General features: G+C 46.9%; 12 protein-coding genes and 1 pseudogene. 6 read left to right on the forward strand and 7 right to left on the reverse strand.

The features are described 5' to 3' along the window. The first annotated feature begins 23 nt into the window (after positions 1 to 23). Positions 24 to 278, forward strand: a complete 255-nt coding sequence (locus tag QUB06_RS12880) for a DUF4160 domain-containing protein (RefSeq protein ID WP_333288196.1) — start codon at positions 24 to 26, stop codon at positions 276 to 278. Continuing rightward, positions 241 to 510: a DUF2442 domain-containing protein gene (locus QUB06_RS12885; protein ID WP_333108088.1), complete on the forward strand. Its 270-nt coding sequence runs from the start codon at positions 241 to 243 to the stop codon at positions 508 to 510. The genes QUB06_RS12880 and QUB06_RS12885 overlap by 38 nt, the downstream gene beginning before the upstream one ends. Before the next feature lie 86 nt (positions 511 to 596). Here the strand turns inward: QUB06_RS12885 and QUB06_RS12890 are convergent, their stop codons facing one another. The 4 genes from QUB06_RS12890 to QUB06_RS12905 form a co-directional block, all read right to left on the reverse strand. Next, positions 597 to 890 (reverse strand): DUF3288 family protein, encoded by a 294-nt coding sequence (locus QUB06_RS12890; protein ID WP_333435579.1) that lies wholly within the window; start codon positions 888 to 890, stop codon positions 597 to 599. Positions 891 to 988: 98 nt separating this feature from the next. Continuing rightward, positions 989 to 1,900, reverse strand: coding sequence for a hypothetical protein (locus tag QUB06_RS12895; protein WP_333435580.1), 912 nt, complete (start codon positions 1,898 to 1,900; stop codon positions 989 to 991). Positions 1,901 to 1,955: 55 nt separating this feature from the next. Further along, the gene (locus QUB06_RS12900; protein WP_333435581.1) at positions 1,956 to 2,525 is read right to left on the reverse strand and encodes a tetratricopeptide repeat protein; all 570 of its coding nucleotides are present in this window, start codon (positions 2,523 to 2,525) and stop codon (positions 1,956 to 1,958) included. Positions 2,526 to 3,010: 485 nt separating this feature from the next. Next, entirely contained in the window at positions 3,011 to 5,089 is a 2,079-nt protein-coding gene (locus QUB06_RS12905; protein WP_333435582.1) for a serine/threonine-protein kinase, read from the reverse strand. A gap of 504 nt (positions 5,090 to 5,593) precedes the next feature. Here QUB06_RS12905 and msrP point away from each other — a divergent pair. Both msrP and QUB06_RS12915 read left to right on the forward strand, forming a co-directional pair. Further along, entirely contained in the window at positions 5,594 to 6,577 is a 984-nt protein-coding gene (gene msrP / locus QUB06_RS12910; RefSeq protein ID WP_333435583.1) for a protein-methionine-sulfoxide reductase catalytic subunit MsrP, read from the forward strand. Between the two features lie 253 nt (positions 6,578 to 6,830). Then, positions 6,831 to 7,517: pseudogene (locus tag QUB06_RS12915) on the forward strand (Uma2 family endonuclease). Positions 7,518 to 7,623: 106 nt separating this feature from the next. On the opposite strand, the gene miaA reads toward QUB06_RS12915, so the two are convergent. Then, positions 7,624 to 8,526: a tRNA (adenosine(37)-N6)-dimethylallyltransferase MiaA gene (miaA, locus tag QUB06_RS12920; protein ID WP_333435584.1), complete on the reverse strand. Its 903-nt coding sequence runs from the start codon at positions 8,524 to 8,526 to the stop codon at positions 7,624 to 7,626. Between the two features lie 257 nt (positions 8,527 to 8,783). Here miaA and gyrB point away from each other — a divergent pair, with 257 nt between their 5' ends. Both gyrB and QUB06_RS12930 read left to right on the forward strand, forming a co-directional pair. Then, positions 8,784 to 12,029, forward strand: coding sequence for a DNA topoisomerase (ATP-hydrolyzing) subunit B (gene gyrB, locus QUB06_RS12925; RefSeq protein WP_333435585.1), 3,246 nt, complete (start codon positions 8,784 to 8,786; stop codon positions 12,027 to 12,029). A gap of 259 nt (positions 12,030 to 12,288) precedes the next feature. Continuing rightward, positions 12,289 to 13,005: a heme oxygenase (biliverdin-producing) gene (locus QUB06_RS12930; protein WP_333435586.1), complete on the forward strand. Its 717-nt coding sequence runs from the start codon at positions 12,289 to 12,291 to the stop codon at positions 13,003 to 13,005. Between the two features lie 261 nt (positions 13,006 to 13,266). Here the strand turns inward: QUB06_RS12930 and QUB06_RS12935 are convergent, their stop codons facing one another. Further along, on the reverse strand, positions 13,267 to 13,932 hold the full coding sequence (locus tag QUB06_RS12935; protein ID WP_333409174.1) for an S-layer homology domain-containing protein: 666 nt from the start codon (positions 13,930 to 13,932) through the stop codon (positions 13,267 to 13,269). 120 nt (positions 13,933 to 14,052) lie between these two features. After that, positions 14,053 to 17,622 carry a transcription-repair coupling factor gene (gene mfd / locus QUB06_RS12940; RefSeq protein ID WP_333435587.1) on the reverse strand — a complete coding sequence of 1,190 codons (3,570 nt, stop codon included), beginning with the start codon at positions 17,620 to 17,622 and terminating at the stop codon, positions 14,053 to 14,055. Positions 17,623 to 17,655 lie beyond the last annotated feature (33 nt).

The following is a 17,655-nucleotide window of genomic DNA, read 5'->3' on the forward strand; positions in this document are numbered from 1 at the left end:
GAAATATTGTATAACCGGGAATTATGCCAACTATTTTACGAATAGGCCCTTACCGACTTTACTTTTACAGCCATGAACCAAATGAACCACCTCATGTTCATATTGACAGAGACAAATCATCGGTTAAATTTTGGTTGGAGCCAGTCAGTTTAGGAAACAACCTTGGTTTTAGTGCTAAAGAACTTCGTAAAATACAGTCGGTAGTACAAGAAAATAAACAAACGCTATTGGAGGCTTGGTATGGGTATTTTGGCGATTCGAGCGGACGAGAGAGTTAAGCACATTCATTTTACAGAAGAAACCATTAGTGTTGATTTGATGGATGGACGAATCATTACCGTTCCTTTAATTTGGTATCCAAGATTGTTTCATGCAACGCCCGATCAAAGGGAAAAATGGGAAGTATGTGGAGGAGGCTATGGCATTCACTGGGAAGAAATTGATGAAGACCTCAGTACAGAAGGAATGCTGCGAGGTGCACCGGCTCCGAGGCCTAAAATTACTCATTAATTTCGCTCCCTATTTCACTTCTAAGCTTTCGTAATATAGCCTTTCTCAGGTAAGAGATAAAGGAGGTATTTAAGGTAGATTTGAGATTAAAGCCAATCTTCTTGATCGCTTTTTTGTTTCCTGTAAACTTCACCTGTGGCGTGAATTTTACGGGTTTGTTCGTAAAGACTTTCTTCGGTATGATTCCATTTTTGCAATACTTTTTTTAAGTCGGATTGAATATCTCTAGCGCCGGGAAAGCCGCGGTAGCGAATTATTAATCTTGCTAATTCCGATAAATTGTAGTCGGTTGCTTCTCCTCCTAATAAAGTATTGACACTGGCTCGATCGCGCTTGTATTGCGGATGCTGCTGATCTTGAGTTTTTTCTACTGAATCCATACTATTTATGTTTCCCAATCATTTAGAATACCGAGATACCCGACTTCTTGAAGAATTCGGGTATCTAATTAGACGTAGGGACTTAGCCTGCGCCGTGTCTAAAGCTGCACTTCTTGAGTCATCCCCAGAAATTTTTGTGTTTGTTCCGTAATCCCAAATAGTCGATCGCCGTGACAAAAGATTTCCCAGGCGCGAATTCCCATAAAACCAATACCTGCAACCGCTAAGGGCATCGCTGCGGCACCTAAAAGCGCGGCAATGGGGGGAAATATCATGCACAGTGTTAACAGAATGCCAGTAATAACACCGCCAGCAATGCCAGCTTTGGCGGTGGCAGTGGCGACTTGTTCGACTAACTCTGACTGGGTAATTTTGCCTTCCACGCACAATAGCGAATGTTCTAAGATAGAAAATATTAACTCAATTACTGCTGCGGCGATCGCCCCTTTCATTGCAGCCCCAACGATTTCCGCAACTGCTGCTTTAAACGCTGCATCCGCTAAAACTTGCTTAGCGACTGCTAATTCTGCCGCAGTCATGTCTACACCACCGCGAGCACGATTCACCCAAAAATATTCAAAAATCCCGTTAGTAGCTTCGCTTCCGCCTCCATTGACGTGCGCTTGGATGTGGCTCCAATCTTTATCTTGACAGAAGTTGCGAATTGCTTCTGCGCCTTGGGCACGAATTTGGGCGGGTATGGATTCAAATACTTTTGCTGCTTCTTGCACATTTCGGATGCCGTCACGCATCCCAGCCGCAGCAAATTTGGATTGCAGCTTTGTTGGCAGGTTCTCAAAACGGATGTTATGTGCTATTTTAAAAGCTTCTTGAGTGGCGATCGCCCCGGCACTAACCATTGAACTTGGCGCTGATTGTACCCACGCCGTTAATACAGTTGCACTTTCATCAAATTTTGCATCAATTTGGTTGCCTAAGTTTTGGATATCTGCAACAGTTTCTCGTACTTTAGCCGTTAGCAATTCCAGCGGATTCGGGTTAATTTCCATGTCGATCCAGCTTGCATCGTGAATGATTGAATTATTCCGACTATAACATTCCTCTTCAGTAAGTGTTATTTTTTACTGAATTGCTTCTCGCTTCTAAGTCCGGCTGTAAATTTAGAGCTTTTTTTTGATAAAATAAACCTTCATTGATTCGCCCTTGCTCTTCCAAACTTTTGCCTAAATTCCAATAAGCGACGGCTAAATCTGGTTGAAGAGCAATAGATTTTTGATAATAAGTTATGGCCTCATCGAGCTGACCTTGTTTGTAAAACATACTGCCCAAATTAACATATGCTTCGACAAAATTAGGGTCGAATTCGATCGCCTTGGAGTATGCACGAATCGCCGCGTCTATTTTGCCTTGGGCTTGCAGAATATTGCCTATAGTTTTGTAGGCGGCAGGGAAATTCGGTTGCTGGCGAAGTGCTTGGTAACAGGAGGCGATCGCATCGGCAAATTTTTGTTGAGCATAGTAAACTTCAGCGATCTTGTTGAGTGCGATCGGGCTATCTGCTTGAAGGGCTAATATTTTTTGATATTGAGCGATCGCCTCCTCAAGCTTTCCTGATTTCTGAAGGCTATCGCCCGCTGACAAATACTGCTGTGCTAACTCGGAATTTGCGGTCATAGATTTTATTTTAACAGCCGAAACTACTTTACCACAAGTGTTAGTTAGCAACCGCGTTTTCTAGGCATATTCTGATTATTTGAGATTTGAAATTTGTTTTTGTACCAACATAGGACTTACGCAATCATTCCAGGTATGGGGGCAACCGGGCGTGGGGAGAGCCCCTACAAAACACTATCTATTGAGGCTGTGCGTAAGTCCTGCAACAGTTCGGACAGTTTTTGATTACCAACCGTAGAATAGAGGTTTCAGGGAACCCCGATTAAAGCAAGATAAAAGCCAGCAAAGTCCTAGACGCACTCTTGACGATCTGAAACCCAGTTGCTGACTATATTTCTCGTTCCTGTTAGCAAAACTCATAGAAACTGGGTTTCTAACACCCGATGCGTGGGCATTGAAACTGTCCGAAGTGTTGATATATCAAGTAACTGAATGTTCGATCGCCCTAACTGTTCAAAAATTGATCGAACGGGCGATCGAAAAAATTAAGGAGACAGTCGCCACACCTTAATCGTGTCGTCAAAACTGCCACTGATCAGAGTTTTGTCTTGAGGATTAAAAGCCAAATCCACCCAGGTAGAATGACCCTTCAGCGTGCCCACCGTGTCGGCGGGACTCATCTGCCACCGCTCGCCGGGACTCATCCGCCACAGCTTAATAGTGCCGCTCAAATCGGCGCTGGCAAGCTTGTCTCCGTCGGGACTGAAAGCCAAGGACTTAACCTTGTCGGAATGGCCGATTAAAGTCCGTAGCAGAGAACCGTTGGGCTCCCCGGAGTGATTATTGGGGCTGATATCCCACAGCTTCACCGTCTTGTCCCAACTGCCGCTGGCGAGAGTTTGACCGTCCGGGCTGATGGCCAGAGACCAAACCGCCTCGGAATGACCCCAAAGAGTTTCTTTAAATTCCCCAGTCTGCCAGTTCCACAGGTTGATTTTACCGTCGCTGCTGCCGATCGCCAAAGTTTCTCGATCGGGACTGAAAGCCACCGACTGCACCTCGTCAAAAACCCCGTTGAGAGTTTCCAACTCGGCCCCGCCTTCGACTTGCCACAACTTCAAAGTTTTGTCCTTACCCACACTGGCCACGGCCTGGCTATCGGGACTGAAAACCACCGAGAACACGCCGTCTGTGTGTCCGTCCAAAGTCCGAATTAACTTGCCCGAATAGAAACTCCACAATTTAATCGTACCGTCAACGCCACCGCTGGCGATCGTCCTGCCGTCGGGACTGACAGCCACCGACCACACCGGCCCCAAATGTCCTGCTAAAACCTTGAGCAGCTTGCCGTGACGCTTGTGCAGCAGGTGAATTGTGCCGTCGTTATTCCCGCTGACAATCACGCGGCCCTGGGGAGCAACTGCTACCGCCCAAACCGGGTTTTTGTGTTGATCCGCCAGAGTCCGTACAGCAGGCCCTGACGGCGATGCCTCACCCCTGAAATTCTGCATCGGGGGCGGATTGAACCGAATTTCGGGAATGCTAGAAGCAGGCTCACCAGAAGTGAAAGCCTGCGGTGCAGGAGATGGCAAGCGAACACCCAGCACTACGGAAAGCATGGCAACCGTAGTTGCTCCCCACATGGCCAAAGTCCACTTGGGTTTGCTGAGAATCACGTCTACCGGTGCCGGGCCGTATTTCATGTCTGTCAGAATGGCCTCGGTCGATCGATAGCGTTTTGATGGTTCTCGCTGCACCATTTTATCCAGAATGCGGCCGAGTCGCGCCGAAACTGGTACTTTCAAATAATGTCTCCAAGCCCAACTTTCGGCTTTGATGTCAAACAAATCAAAGGGCGACATTCCCGTTAACAAGTGAATGCAAGTGACGCCCAAACTGTAGATATCGCTGCTCTTAATCGCTTTGCCTTTAATTTGTTCCGGGGCCGCGTATTCCGCAGAACCTGTCACCGTTTCGGTTTTGAGCGGCCCGCTATTAGCCGGAATTGCCGCCCCGAAATCGACTAAAACTAGCCCAGAGGAACTTTCCTGGGACAGGGGATGTAGATCCTCTTTCCCTGCCAAAGCTGGGGATGCTTGGGGAGTTTTGCGGTGAATAATATTCGACGGTTTGATATCTCCGTGAATCAGTTGATTTTCGTGAACAAATTGCAGGACTGGCAACAATTCGCTCAGCAGATACCAAATTTGAATTTCTTTAACAACACCTTTTTCTGAAAGCCGATCGGCTAAATTACGGCCTTCGATGTATTCTTGCACTAAATACTGGCAGCCTTCGAGTTCAAAAGATGCCAGCAGTTTCGGTATTTGCGGATGTTTCCCCAACTCGTCGAGAACTGAGGCCGAGGCGCGAAATGTCCGGTTTTGCTGTGTGCGACCGTCGGCGACTGCCGCGGGCGCGCAGAACTGTTGAATGACGCAACGGGGTTGCGAAGGTTGGTCTTCATCGACTGCTAAGAAGGTGCGGCAACTGAGACTTTGACCGAGGGTGTGAAAGACTCGGTAGCGCCCTTTTAGCAGCAAGTTCGACTCGCAACTTTTGCATACTGTCGCGCGATCGAGATTTTGGGGATTCTGGCAATGGGGATTGATGCAGTAACTCATTTCTCTTTCCGCTGGAGACCCCCGTCCGACATTCTTGCTGGTGGGGGAGGAAAGCGGGGCGGTGCGTGCCGCTTCCTGTGGACAAATGAAATAATTGGAATCTTTGCTTGATCATAATTGTTTCCCAGATTTTCGCCACAATTGCTTGGGTCGATCGCACGTAAATTATTGCTGAGTTTCCTGCGAGGGAGGTTTAATAGGTCGATCATACGGGCGGGCAGGATGCCCAACCCCTACTCCCCACAAGAAAATCATTCTTTGTGGAACAGGCCCGAAAGCCTGTTCTTGAGAATGGTGCAATATCTCAGTTGTTACCGAATTAAGCTATACTGTCACTGCGAATACTTGCATTGCGATCGCAGCAAAGCAAGCGCGAGGCATGGCCAAATATCAGCGATTTTTTGTTCTGTGGAGTCAATCTAAAACTGCAAATTTCCCATCGACTAACAAATTAAAAATTTGGCAACTTTCGCCAAACTAACTACTAACTTTTAACTATTACTTATGCCGTTAATTCGCGTACCCAAGTCTTGGGAAATTCTCGAACCCCAAATTACCCCAGAAACAGCCTTTCTCAACCGCCGCCGCTTCATGAGAAATTTAATTGGCGCCGGCGTGACTGCTTCGCTGCTACCGCTGACCGGCTGCCAAAGCAATGCTAGCTCAAAAACTGCTCTGGAGCAAAGCTCAACCGAAGCATATTCGGAATTGAGCCGGAATCGGGCCTTTGCAAAAGTCGATCGAGCGATTACGGACGAAGCCTTAGCTACAAAATACAACAACTTTTACGAATACGGCGGCACAAAATCTATTTGGCAAGCCGCTCAAGCTTTGCCAACAGAAAACTGGAAAGTAGAAGTAGGCGGTTTAGTAAAAAATCCCCGCACTTATGACATTGACGACCTCTACAAAAAATTTCCTATCGAAGAACGAGTTTACCGATTTCGCTGTGTAGAAGCGTGGGCGATGGTAGTTCCTTGGGTCGGATTTCCCATGAAATTACTGATGGCTGATGTCGAACCGCAATCGAAGGCTAAATTCGTTCGCTTCACCTCATTTTACGACCCCAAAATTACTCCCGGCCCCGGTTTGATGTCGCAATTTTATCCTTGGCCTTATACCGAAGGTCTGCGAATTGAAGAAATGGCCAACGATTTAGCATTTTTTGCCACAGGCTTGTATGGCCGAAGGCTGCCAAAACAAAATGGTGCGCCGCTGCGGCAAGTGATTCCTTGGAAATACGGTTTTAAGGGCGCAAAGTCGATCGTAAAAATTGAATTTGTAGAACAACAGCCCGCCACTTTTTGGAATACAATTGGCCCCAACGAATACGCTTTTGAAGCAAATGTCGAACCCGACAAGCCACACCCCAGATGGTCCCAGGCTAGCGAACGGATAGTCGGCCCCGGTAACAGTTGGTCGTGGGAAACTCGCCCAACTTTGCCATATAACGGTTACGGCGAATATGTAGCTAGTTTGTACAGTTAATTAACTACGCGAGATGTAATTTGAGAAACAGGCTTTTCTGCTTCTCAAATTATTAATTTATCTCTTTTCTCTTTCTCTGCGTTCTCTGCGGTTAATAAAAAAAAAGATTTTTTTTCGGTTCAGCAAAATGAAAGACAGGACACGGCAATGCCCTATCCCTACCCTATACCTGCACTTTGTTTGTAAATTTTACCTTGATTTTGCAGTCGATTGACTACAATAAAAATAGATGAAGCTACCAAGGACTTGTTAAATGGTAACAACAACATCAACTCCTGTCGAGCAGCAAACTACCCCAGAAAACCGAGTTATTTTAAAAGGTGTCAGTTGGTCAACTTTTAAAGCATTGCTGGCAGATGTTGGGGACGATAGAGCTTGGAGAATTGCCTACGATTGAGGAGTATTAGAAATCAGGATGCCACATCTAGAACATGAAGTTCCCAAAGGACTGATAGAAAGCTTTATTGAAGCTACAGCAGACGAGCTAGAAATCGAAGTGATGAAAGCTGGTTCTCTGACTCTCGAACGGGAAGATTTAACTCGTGCTGTCGAACCTGATACTTGTTTCTACATTCAAAATGAAGCCCGCGTCCGAGGTAAAAGAGATATCAACCTCCCAGAGGATGTGCCGCCGGATTTAGCAATAGAGTCGGATTACACGAATTCTTCAGTTAATAAAGATTCCATATATGCTGCTCTTGGTGTTCCCGAACTTTGGAGGTATCGGCGGGAATCTCTGCAAGTTTATCACCTGGTAGAGGGAAAATATGAAATGTGCGATTCCCTACGGGATAGCTTCGCTTCACGTAGTTTAGCTTTTCCATTTTTACCCGTTGCCGAAATTCCCGGTTTCATCGAACAAAGCAGGACAGTCGGACAGCGGGCGGCGGTGCGTTTGTTTCGGCAAATAATTAGAGAAATTTTACCGATTCAAAGTTAACGCAAAAATCCGAGTGTAGTTTAAAAACGAGCCAATCAATTTAAATTCCATCAGCGTTAATCAGCATTCATCTGCGGTTAAAAAAATCTTTAATTTCGATATAAAATCAATTGATAAACTCCTGCACTCTCAGCCACACTCGTTCTAGCAAATCTGGCGTGCTAACATCAAACCATTCAATTTCAGAATAAGCTCGAAACCAAGTTCGCTGTCTCTTCGCAAATTGCCGCGTGTGCAAAATTGTTAATTCTTTGGCTTCTTCAAGCTTAATGTCGCCAGCCAAATATTGTTTCATTTCCTGATAGCCCAGCGTGTTCAACAGTGGCAAGTCGCAGCCGTATTTTTTACACAAATATTCTACTTCAGCAATCCAACCGCGCTCTAGCATTTGTTCAGTGCGCTGTTCGATCCGATCGACCAAAACATCGATCGCGCAATCCAACCCAATTTGTAAAATAGGATAATTGGGAGGATTTTCGCCCTGCTGTTCGGAGATAGGGCGACCGGTGACATAAAATACTTCCAGTGCCCTCAAAGTTCTTACTGGGTCATTGACGTGAATTTTCTCAGCGGCAGAGCGATCGACTTGCTGCAACATCGCGTAACATTGAGATTGTCCGAGTTCCGCAAGTTGCGATCGCAATTCGGGCATCGGCCCTACCCTCGGAATTTTTAAACCGCGCACGATCGATTTAATATATAAGCCCGTCCCTCCCACCAACAACAGGGGGGGAGAAACAGGAAAATCGACAGCAGCAATTAAATTTTGAGCTTGTTGCTGGTAATCTGCGACTGTCAGCGTTTCCGTCGGATCGCAGATGTCAATAAAGTGATGCGGTACACAGGCGCGATCGACCGCCGTCGGTTTTGCGGTTCCGATGTCAAATTCGCGGTACACTTGACGGGAGTCCGCACTCAGGATCGAGGATTGCAGTCGCCCCGCCAAAGCCAAAGCCACTCCCGACTTCCCCGTCGCCGTCGCCCCGCAAATCGTAATTAATCTAGGCATAAGCTGTCGCACATTTCCCTATAAAAACTCTCAAATCCTCTCCTCTCCATGCTTTCCCCTTTCTCCTACACTGATTCACCGCGATCGGGCTGGGCAGTCCTCAAGCAATCTCAAAACTATTCCCCTCCCTACCCCCGATAAATTTCCCTTCAGAAAGCCCTAGCATCGCCTTTAACGGTTTTGTGCTATAATTTTAGGAGTTTTCCCATTTTAGAAGCTTTCGGGGCTTTAGGCCTCATTATTGGAGCTATTTTTGTATGACCAGCAGCTACAGCGCCGACCAGATTCAAGTTCTCGAAGGTCTCGAAGCAGTCCGTAAACGACCGGGGATGTACATCGGTACCACCGGGCCGCGAGGACTCCACCATCTAGTTTACGAGGTTGTGGACAATTCCATAGATGAGGCGCTGGCTGGCCACTGCACTCACATCGAGATTGACATCAACGCCGACGGTTCCGTTACCGTGACAGACGACGGCCGGGGTATTCCGACCGGCATCGTTGCCAAGACTGGCAAATCGGGAATAGAAACAGTAATGACTGTACTCCACGCCGGCGGTAAATTTGGCGGTGGTGGTTACAAGGTTTCTGGAGGATTGCACGGTGTAGGTATTTCTGTTGTTAACGCGCTGTCCGAGTGGGTAGAAGTGACAGTTTGGCGCGACCAAAAAGAACATTTACAGCGCTACGAAAGAGGCAATCCAGTTACTGAACTTACTGCCAAGCCCAACAAAGGCACTCGCACCGGCACTTCAGTTTCTTTCTTGCCAGATACTCAAATATTTAGCACTGGCATTGAATTTGATTACACTACACTCGCGGGGCGCTTGCGAGAATTGGGTTACTTGAATGCGGGCGTGAGAATTACGTTTAGCGACCACCGTTTGGAACTGCTTAAAAGTAGCGAACCTCGCATCGAAACATACTGTTATGAGGGCGGAATCAAGGAATATATCGCCTACATGAACCGCGAAAAGCAGCCTCTGCACGAAGAAGTGATTTACGTGCAAGGCGAACGCAATAACGTGCAGATAGAAGTGGCTTTGCAGTGGTGCGTTGATGCTTTTAGCGACAATGTTCTCGGTTTTGCTAACAACATTCGGACGATCGACGGTGGCACGCACTTAGAAGGTTTGAAGGCTGTTTTGACGCGGACGATGAATTCGATCGCCCGCAAGCGCAACAAAATCAAAGAAAACGAACCCAACCTAGCCGGCGAAAACGTTCGCGAAGGTTTGACAGCAGTGATTTCTGTCAAAGTCCCTGATCCGGAATTTGAAGGCCAAACTAAAACCAAGCTAGGCAATACAGAAGTTCGGGGAATTGTGGATTCCTTGGTAGGCGAAGTATTGACAGAATATTTAGAGTTTCGCCCCCAAGTAGCTGACGCTATTTTGGAAAAAGCAATTCAGGCATTTAAGGCTGCTGAAGCAGCCCGTCGTGCCCGCGATTTAGTCCGCCGCAAATCAGTCTTAGAATCGTCTCCTTTGCCTGGAAAATTAGCGGACTGTAGCTCCAGAGACCCCGCCCTGTCTGAGATATACCTGGTCGAAGGCGATTCCGCGGGCGGCTGTTTTTTTTCATTTCAAGAAATAAAATTAGCTGACGGTACGACAAAAACTATCAAACAGATAGTTGACGAACAAGCAGAAGGCAAAGAACACTTTTGCTACACCATTCGCGAGAGTGGAAACATCGGGTTTGAGCGAATAACTAATGCTCGGATGACTAAAGCAAATGCTGAAGTTGTCAAACTGACATTAGACAATGGGGAGACAATAACTTGCACTCCCGACCATCCATTCATGTTGCGGGATGGCACTTACAAAGCAGCAGCCCTGCTGACACCGGAAGATTCATTAATGCCGTTCCACTGCAAGTTGTCGGAAAAAAACAAACAGGGTCAGGGACTTAACGGTTACGAAATGGTTTGGAATCCCAACAGTGATAAGTGGATTTACACCCATCTTTTAGCGGATTTCTACAACCTGAAACACGGCGTTTATCTCGCATGTGACGGCAATCACCGCCATCACGTTGACTTTAACAAACTCAACAACAATCCGACAAATATTCAGCGAATGTCGGCTGAGGATCACTTGGCTTTACACCGCGCGAACCTTGAGAAAACCTTGCACAGGCCCGATGTCATTGAAAAGAGCCGTCAAGCTCACATGACCGATGAATTTCGGGCGATGATGAAAGAGCGGATGCGGCAGCCCGAAACGCGACAAATTCTTTCGGAACAGGCGAAAGCTCAGTGGGAAGATGAAGAGTATAAAGCTTACATGACGAGCAAGTGGCGGGAGTTTTACGACACTAATGAAGCTTATCGCGAGCAAAATAATGAAATACTGAACCAAGCGCAGCAAGAGTATTGGAGTAGTGAAGAAAACCGTTTGGCTCAGTCGGAACGGGTGAGTAATCATTTTGCTAACAATCCTAAAGCGCGGGAGACTCATTCTCAACTTGCTCAAGAACAGTGGCAAGATGAGAATTTGTTGGAGTGGCGGCGCGAAAAAACTAAGGAACAGTGGACGCCGGAGTTTCGCCAGAAACGTAAAGAAGCTTTGAACGAAACTTATTACCGCAAAACTCTTGAAGCTTTGAAGGCTGTTGAGATGAAAATGGGCTGGATTGATGTTGATTATTACAATATCTACCGCCGCACGAAAAAAGATAAGTGTTTGTTGAAGTATGAGAGTTTTTGCGATCGCTACTTTAATGGTGATGCACTATATGCTCGCCAAGCGGTTCGGAATTACAACCACCGCGTTGTCAAGATCGAAGCTGTAGAGGAACGCTACGATGTTTACGACATCGAAGTGCCCAACAGTCACAACTTTGCATTAGGGGCGGGAATTTTCGTGCACAACAGTGCAAAACAAGGGCGCGATCGCCAATTCCAAGCAATCCTGCCTTTGCGCGGTAAAATTCTCAACATTGAGAAAACCGACGACGCCAAAATCTACAAAAATAACGAAATTCAATCGTTAATTACAGCCCTGGGTTTGGGCATCAAAGGCGAAGAATTCGATCCGGGTCAATTGCGGTATCACCACATCGTAATTATGACTGACGCTGACGTAGATGGTGCTCACATCCGCACGCTGTTGCTGACTTTCTTCTACCGCTATCAGCGGGCACTTGTAGAACAAGGTTACATTTATATTGCTTGTCCTCCTCTCTATAAAGTGGAACGGGGACGCAATCATTACTACTGTTACAGCGATCGCGAAATGAACAATCTCATCCGCAATGAATTCCCGGCGAATGCTAACTACACCATTCAGCGGTTCAAAGGTTTGGGTGAAATGATGCCGACACAGTTGTGGGATACGACGATGAACCCAGAAACTCGGACGCTGAAACGGGTGGAGATTGAAGATGCTGCTGAGGCCGATCGCATCTTTACGATCTTAATGGGCGATCGTGTCGCCCCCCGTCGCGAATTCATCGAAACCTACGGCCCCAAACTCAACCTCCTCGACTTGGACATCTAAATTAGCCAGTAGTCAGTAGTCATTAGTCATTAGTCATTAGTCATTAGTCAGTAGTCATTCGCTAACAGCCAATGACTAAGGACTAATGACTAAACTGCTTGTGCCTTCTACCTTCGGATGCCTTCTGCGGAGTCTAGGTTTTGTTATAAAAATTAATACAATCTCTCATCAAATCGATCTAAGGTAAATGCTTAGGTAAATTTTAGATTTTTGGCGCATCCATCAGCTACCACAAAAATAGAAGGTTGGACAGTATAGCATGAGCATCAATTTAGCGACCAAATTGCGTGAGGGAACGAAAAAGTCCCACACAATGGCAGAAAACGTCGGTTTTGTCAAGTGTTTTTTAAAAGGCGTTGTAGAAAAAACTTCTTACCGGAAGTTAGTAGGAAACCTCTACTTTGTCTACTCGGCAATGGAAGAGGAAATGGAACGCCAAAAGCAGCATCCGGTTGTTTCAAAAATTTACTTTTCTGAGTTGAATCGCAAACACAGCTTAGAGCAAGATTTATTTTACTACTACGGTGCGAATTGGCGCGAACAAGTAGCCCCCTCAGCCGCAGCTAAAGCTTATGTGCAGCGCATTCACGAGATTTCGGCGACCGCACCGGAACTGTTAGTAGCTCACTCTTACACTCGCTACCTTGGCGATTTATCTGGCGGACAAATCCTGAAGGGAATTGCCCAGCGCGGGATGAATCTTTCCGAGGGAGAAGGCACTGCTTTCTATGAATTCCAGGATATTCCTGATGAAAAAGAATTCAAGGGTAACTACCGTCAGGCAATGAATGAACTGCCGATTGACGAAGCAACAGCAGAGCGAATTGTTGACGAAGCTAATGCAGCTTTTGGCATGAACATGAAGATGTTTATGGAGTTAGAAGGCAATTTGATTAAAGCTGTCGGTCAGATGCTTTTCAATACCCTGACTCGGAAGCGCGGCGGTGCTAGTACCGAATTGGCTACTGCTGATTGAGTTAAAGCTCACTGGGGATAATTTGAGCCTCGTTTAAGAGGAAAACTTTAAATCCTGGGGGTTTGATGGCTGCTTTTACAGTCACCAAATCTCCGGGATTTTGCATGGTGTTTGAATTGCGGGCGATCGACTTTTTAACTCATATCGTTTCCGGTTGTATCGGAATGATTTAACCGCAGAGGGCGCAGAGAACGCAGAGGGAGAGAATACAGAGAGGAATAATTCCGATGCTACCGGATTTGATATCACAATTCAACACTATCACCTTCCCACGCCGCGATCGGGAGGCTCCTCGTCCGGGACAGGCAAAGAACTGGGTCTTACCTGCCGCTCCAAATACTTGCTCAAAGCGTAAGCGATATCCCCGCGAGTCATCGGTTTCAAAGGATTAATCTTATTAGTTGCGATATCAACATTAACAAACCCTTCATAAAGTGCAGTAGCTATAGACTTTCTAGCCCAATTAGGAATTTCGCCTGCATCTGGATACTTAGCTAAAATTTCGGAAATGCTGGGATCGGGAAACTGAAAAACCCCGTAAGCCTGAGCAAAAATCGCCAAAGCTTCAGCGCGAGTCACCCTTTGATTTGGGAAAAACATTCCGTCGCGATATCCACTCATCGTTCCCGTTTTCAAAGCAGTTTGAATCGCACTGTAAGCCCAGTAACTCTTCGGTACGTCCGGCAATTCCCTATCCGGTTTCTGAGCGGTTTTCCGGCGTTCCAAACCAAAAGTTTTCACTAAAATCACCGCCAAATCGGCGCGACTGACAAGGCCATCAGCATTAAAATTGCCACTGGCATCTTTATTCATCAATCCAGCACTCACAACCCGATCGATCGGGTCAATTATTTGTTGAGATTGAACCGCCATTGGGACTCCTTGCATTAGCGCGATCGCCAAAAAAATACTCACTAACTTTTTCACGATTTTAATCCTTTCTGTCGCTAAAACCATCATGAAAACAGCAGTAATATTTTTTCTGGTTCCATCGGAATTATTCTGTGGTTTCGGCGGTGCGCTAGATTTGGGGATTATATATTAAAATCAAACATTTGCTTCTGGCAAAGCGCCCTGCATTTTACCCAGCCAATCAATCAAATTATCTAATTGCTTTTGGGCCGTCAAAACCGCCATACCCCGAATAGTAACCTTCCCCTTGCTGTAGACAAAACGAGAGCGCAAATGTTCCGGCAAATTAGCCTTGAGCAAATTCCAAGCAGGCTCTTCCATAGCTGTTTCCAAAACTATGTTCTGCTTATTCTCCGGCTTAATCCGAGAAAAACCGATTTTTTTAGCGATTTGTTTGAGTTCGACCACACGGATAAGTTGCTGGGCTGGCAGAGGAATTGGCCCATAACGATCGCACCAATCAGCCTGAATCTGCTGTAATTCTTCAGGAGTATTAGCAGAAGCCACAGACCGGTAAGCGCTCATCTTTTGATCCAAATCTGCGATGTAATCGGCAGGAATAAACGCCGTCAAAGTTAGGTCAATTTGCGCGTCCTCCACTTTCGGAATTTCCTGACCCTTAATTTCGCGAATAGCCTCCTCTAACATTTCAGCATACAAATCAAAACCGATCGCCTCCATTTGGCCAGACTGTTCAGTACCCAAAACATCACCCGAACCGCGAATTTCCATATCTCGGACGGCCAACTGATAGCCAGAACCCAACTGCGCGAACTCTTGAATTGCCCGCAGCCTCTGCCTTGCAGCATCAGACAGTTGGTTCTGCTTGGGGTAAAACAGCCAAGCATGAGCTTGAATCCCCGCGCGTCCCACCCGTCCCCGCAACTGGTAAAGCTGACCCAAACCAAACTTCTGCGCGTCTTCAATTAAAATGGTATTGACACGAGGAATATCCAAACCCGACTCAATAATCGTCGTACACACCAAAATATCAAACTCCGCCGCACTGAAAGTCAGCATGATTGATTCTAGTTCCGACGCCTCCATTTGACCGTGGGCGATCGCAATTCTGGCAGACGGAACCATCTCCTGCAACTGAACGGCCAACTCATCAATCCCCTCAATCCGCGGCACCACGTAAAAAACCTGACCGCCCCTATCCAATTCTTGACGAATTGCCGATCGCACCACTTCCGGGTTATAAGGAGCCAAATGCGTCTGAATCGGGCGCCTGCTGGGAGGCGGAGTCGAAATCAAACTCATCTCGCGAATCCCCGACAGCGACATATACAAAGTCCGGGGAATCGGCGTTGCTGTCAAAGTCAGAACATCTACCTCTGTTTTGAGAGATTTAATCGCTTCCTTTTGCTTAACTCCAAACCGCTGTTCTTCATCCACCACCAACAAGCCCAAATCCCGAAATTTAATGGCTTTGCTCAAAACAGCTTGAGTACCGACAATCACATCTAATTCCCCAGTCGCCAAACGCTTGTGAATCTCCCGGCGCTCGGTTTCAGTGCGAAAGCGATTGAGCAAACCAACTTCGATCGGATAAGGGGAAAAACGCTCCGAGAGCGTGTGATAGTGCTGTTGGGTCAAAATCGTCGTCGGCGCGAGCAAAGCCACCTGCTTACCCGCCGTAACCGCCTTAAAAATCGCTCTCAGAGCAACTTCTGTCTTACCAAAACCAACATCGCCACAGACCAAGCGATCCATCGGTCGATCGCCCTCCATGTCGCGTTTCACATCCTGAGTTGCCTTTAACTGATCGGGGGTTGGCTGGTAAGGAAAAGAATCCTCTAATTCTTGTTGCCAAGGCATATCAGGAGGAAAAGCGTAACCTGTTTGTTTAGCTCTTTTAGCATAAAGATTCAGCAAATCCACTGCCAATTTTTTAACAGCTTTGCGAACCTTTGTTTTAGTTTTTTCCCAAGTTTGACCTGTCAGCTTGTTTAGATCCGGTACTTTATCGGCTACAGTCCGAAACCGCGACAAAGCACCCAATTGATCTGCCGCCACCCTCAGAGTACCGTCAGCGTATTGAATCAGCAAATATTCGCGAGTTTCGCGATCGATAGTCAAACGTTCTAACTTGAGAAATTTGCCCACTCCGTGCTGGCGGTGAACCACATAATCACCTGGGCTTAATTTATTCGGGTCTACTTGCTTAGAAGCAGCGCGGCGGCGCTTGCGGACATAGCTAAAAGTAGCTAAAGAATGCTGACCGTAAAATTCCCGATCGGTAATTAACACAATCCGAAAAGTCGGCAGAATAAAACCTTCCAATTCTGCCAGCCCGCTGTACTTCAAAGCAACCGGAATGTGCTGCAATTGCAACTTGTCGATCGCCAAATAATCGCGCGGATTCACCACAAACTGAGCCGGACAGTCGTGTTCCGAGAGCAAAGAAACAGAACGACTCGGTTGAGCAGAAACTAGAAAAATGGTAAAACCCCGATCGCGCTCTTCCCTGAGCATTTGAGACAGCTTCGCAAATTGGTGAGGCATCACCGGCACAGGCCGAGAAGCCAAATTAATCGCAGACGGTAGCTGGTCGCCCTCCGCAGAGCTTTGAAATTTTTTAGCTGTAGAATCTTCTGCCAATTCAGAAAGTTCTAGCCTCTCGAAAGCTGCGACATCTGCCATAGATTCAGCAAAAGTGCGGTGAATTTTCGGAACTTTCAAATGAGAAATTGGCAACTTTTCTGTTCCCGCATCCGCAACAACAGATTCCCGATTGCAATTATTCCACTGTTCATGTGCATTTTCATACCAGCGGTCGCTGTGACCTTCGCACCCTTGGGGTTCGTCAATAACAACTAAAGTATTTTCTGGCAAATAATCTAACAAAGATGCAGGTTGCTCGAACGCTAAACCCAACAACCTGCGGACATATTTTTCCGCTTCATTTTCGGGTTCATTTTCTGTGTCAACAGATCCTATGTGGTTGATTTCGTCAACCTTTTTTTCAGATAAAACTGCTTTAATAATTGTGTTAAAATTAGTAGGAGTTAACACCAACCGATCGACCTTATCGAGCGATCGCTGCGAAGACGGGTCAAACTCCCGAATTTGCTCCAAATCATCTCCGAACCATTCCAGCCGCACTGGCAACTCCGCCGCTACCGGAAATACATCGACAATATCGCCCCGGCGACTCCACTGGCCCTCCATTTCCACCAGAGTCACTCGATCGTACCCCATCGACACGAGTTGGCGGTCAAGTATCTTCGAGTCTTGAACCGCACCTCGCTTCAGCGTCAGACAGTAGGGTTCAAAAGCAGCAGGTGGTGGCAAGTGAGACTGGAGAGCTCTTTCGGTAGCTACAATTGCGATCGGCTTAGAATTAGCGTTTGTTTCTCGTTTCTCGACCAAATCCGCCAGCACCTGCATTTGTCCCCAAGTCATTTCGTTCTCGTCGGAGTAAGATAGCTCGTAGGGTGAAGCCTCCGAAGTTGGGTAAAAATGCACAGTCTGCCAGCCCATAGCCTCCAGCCCTGCCACCCAGCGGCCGGCTTCTTCTAGAGTGGCCGTCACTACCAGTAAACTCCGCCCTTCTTGCTGTGCGAGGGCGGAAGCTACTAAACCTTTGGGCAACCGGGCGATGCCGTTGAGTTGCAAGCAGCGATGGCGCTTGAGCTTGTTGAGGAGTTCTGTGGCTAGGGGCGATCGCCCCAGGGTACGAATTATTGAAGAGAAAGTCATGCGCTTTTAATTTTAATCCCTGATCGGCGAAGG

Source organism: Microcoleus sp. D2_18a_D3 (genome assembly GCF_036702455.1).
In the GTDB taxonomy this organism is placed as follows: Bacteria; Cyanobacteriota; Cyanobacteriia; order Cyanobacteriales; family Microcoleaceae; genus Microcoleus.

Excerpts from the sequence above, each read along its gene's own strand:
- QUB06_RS12880 (WP_333288196.1), top strand. The coding sequence starts at position 24 with ATGCCAACTATTTTACGAATAGGCCCTTACCGACTTTACTTTTACAGC.
- QUB06_RS12885 (WP_333108088.1), top strand. The coding sequence starts at position 241 with ATGGGTATTTTGGCGATTCGAGCGGACGAGAGAGTTAAGCACATTCAT.
- QUB06_RS12890 (WP_333435579.1), bottom strand. The coding sequence starts at position 890 with ATGGATTCAGTAGAAAAAACTCAAGATCAGCAGCATCCGCAATACAAG.
- QUB06_RS12895 (WP_333435580.1), bottom strand. The coding sequence starts at position 1,900 with ATGGAAATTAACCCGAATCCGCTGGAATTGCTAACGGCTAAAGTACGA.
- QUB06_RS12900 (WP_333435581.1), bottom strand. The coding sequence starts at position 2,525 with ATGACCGCAAATTCCGAGTTAGCACAGCAGTATTTGTCAGCGGGCGAT.
- QUB06_RS12905 (WP_333435582.1), bottom strand. The coding sequence starts at position 5,089 with ATGAGTTACTGCATCAATCCCCATTGCCAGAATCCCCAAAATCTCGAT.
- msrP (WP_333435583.1), top strand. The coding sequence starts at position 5,594 with ATGCCGTTAATTCGCGTACCCAAGTCTTGGGAAATTCTCGAACCCCAA.
- miaA (WP_333435584.1), bottom strand. The coding sequence starts at position 8,526 with ATGCCTAGATTAATTACGATTTGCGGGGCGACGGCGACGGGGAAGTCG.
- gyrB (WP_333435585.1), top strand. The coding sequence starts at position 8,784 with ATGACCAGCAGCTACAGCGCCGACCAGATTCAAGTTCTCGAAGGTCTC.
- QUB06_RS12930 (WP_333435586.1), top strand. The coding sequence starts at position 12,289 with ATGAGCATCAATTTAGCGACCAAATTGCGTGAGGGAACGAAAAAGTCC.
- mfd (WP_333435587.1), bottom strand. The coding sequence starts at position 17,622 with ATGACTTTCTCTTCAATAATTCGTACCCTGGGGCGATCGCCCCTAGCC.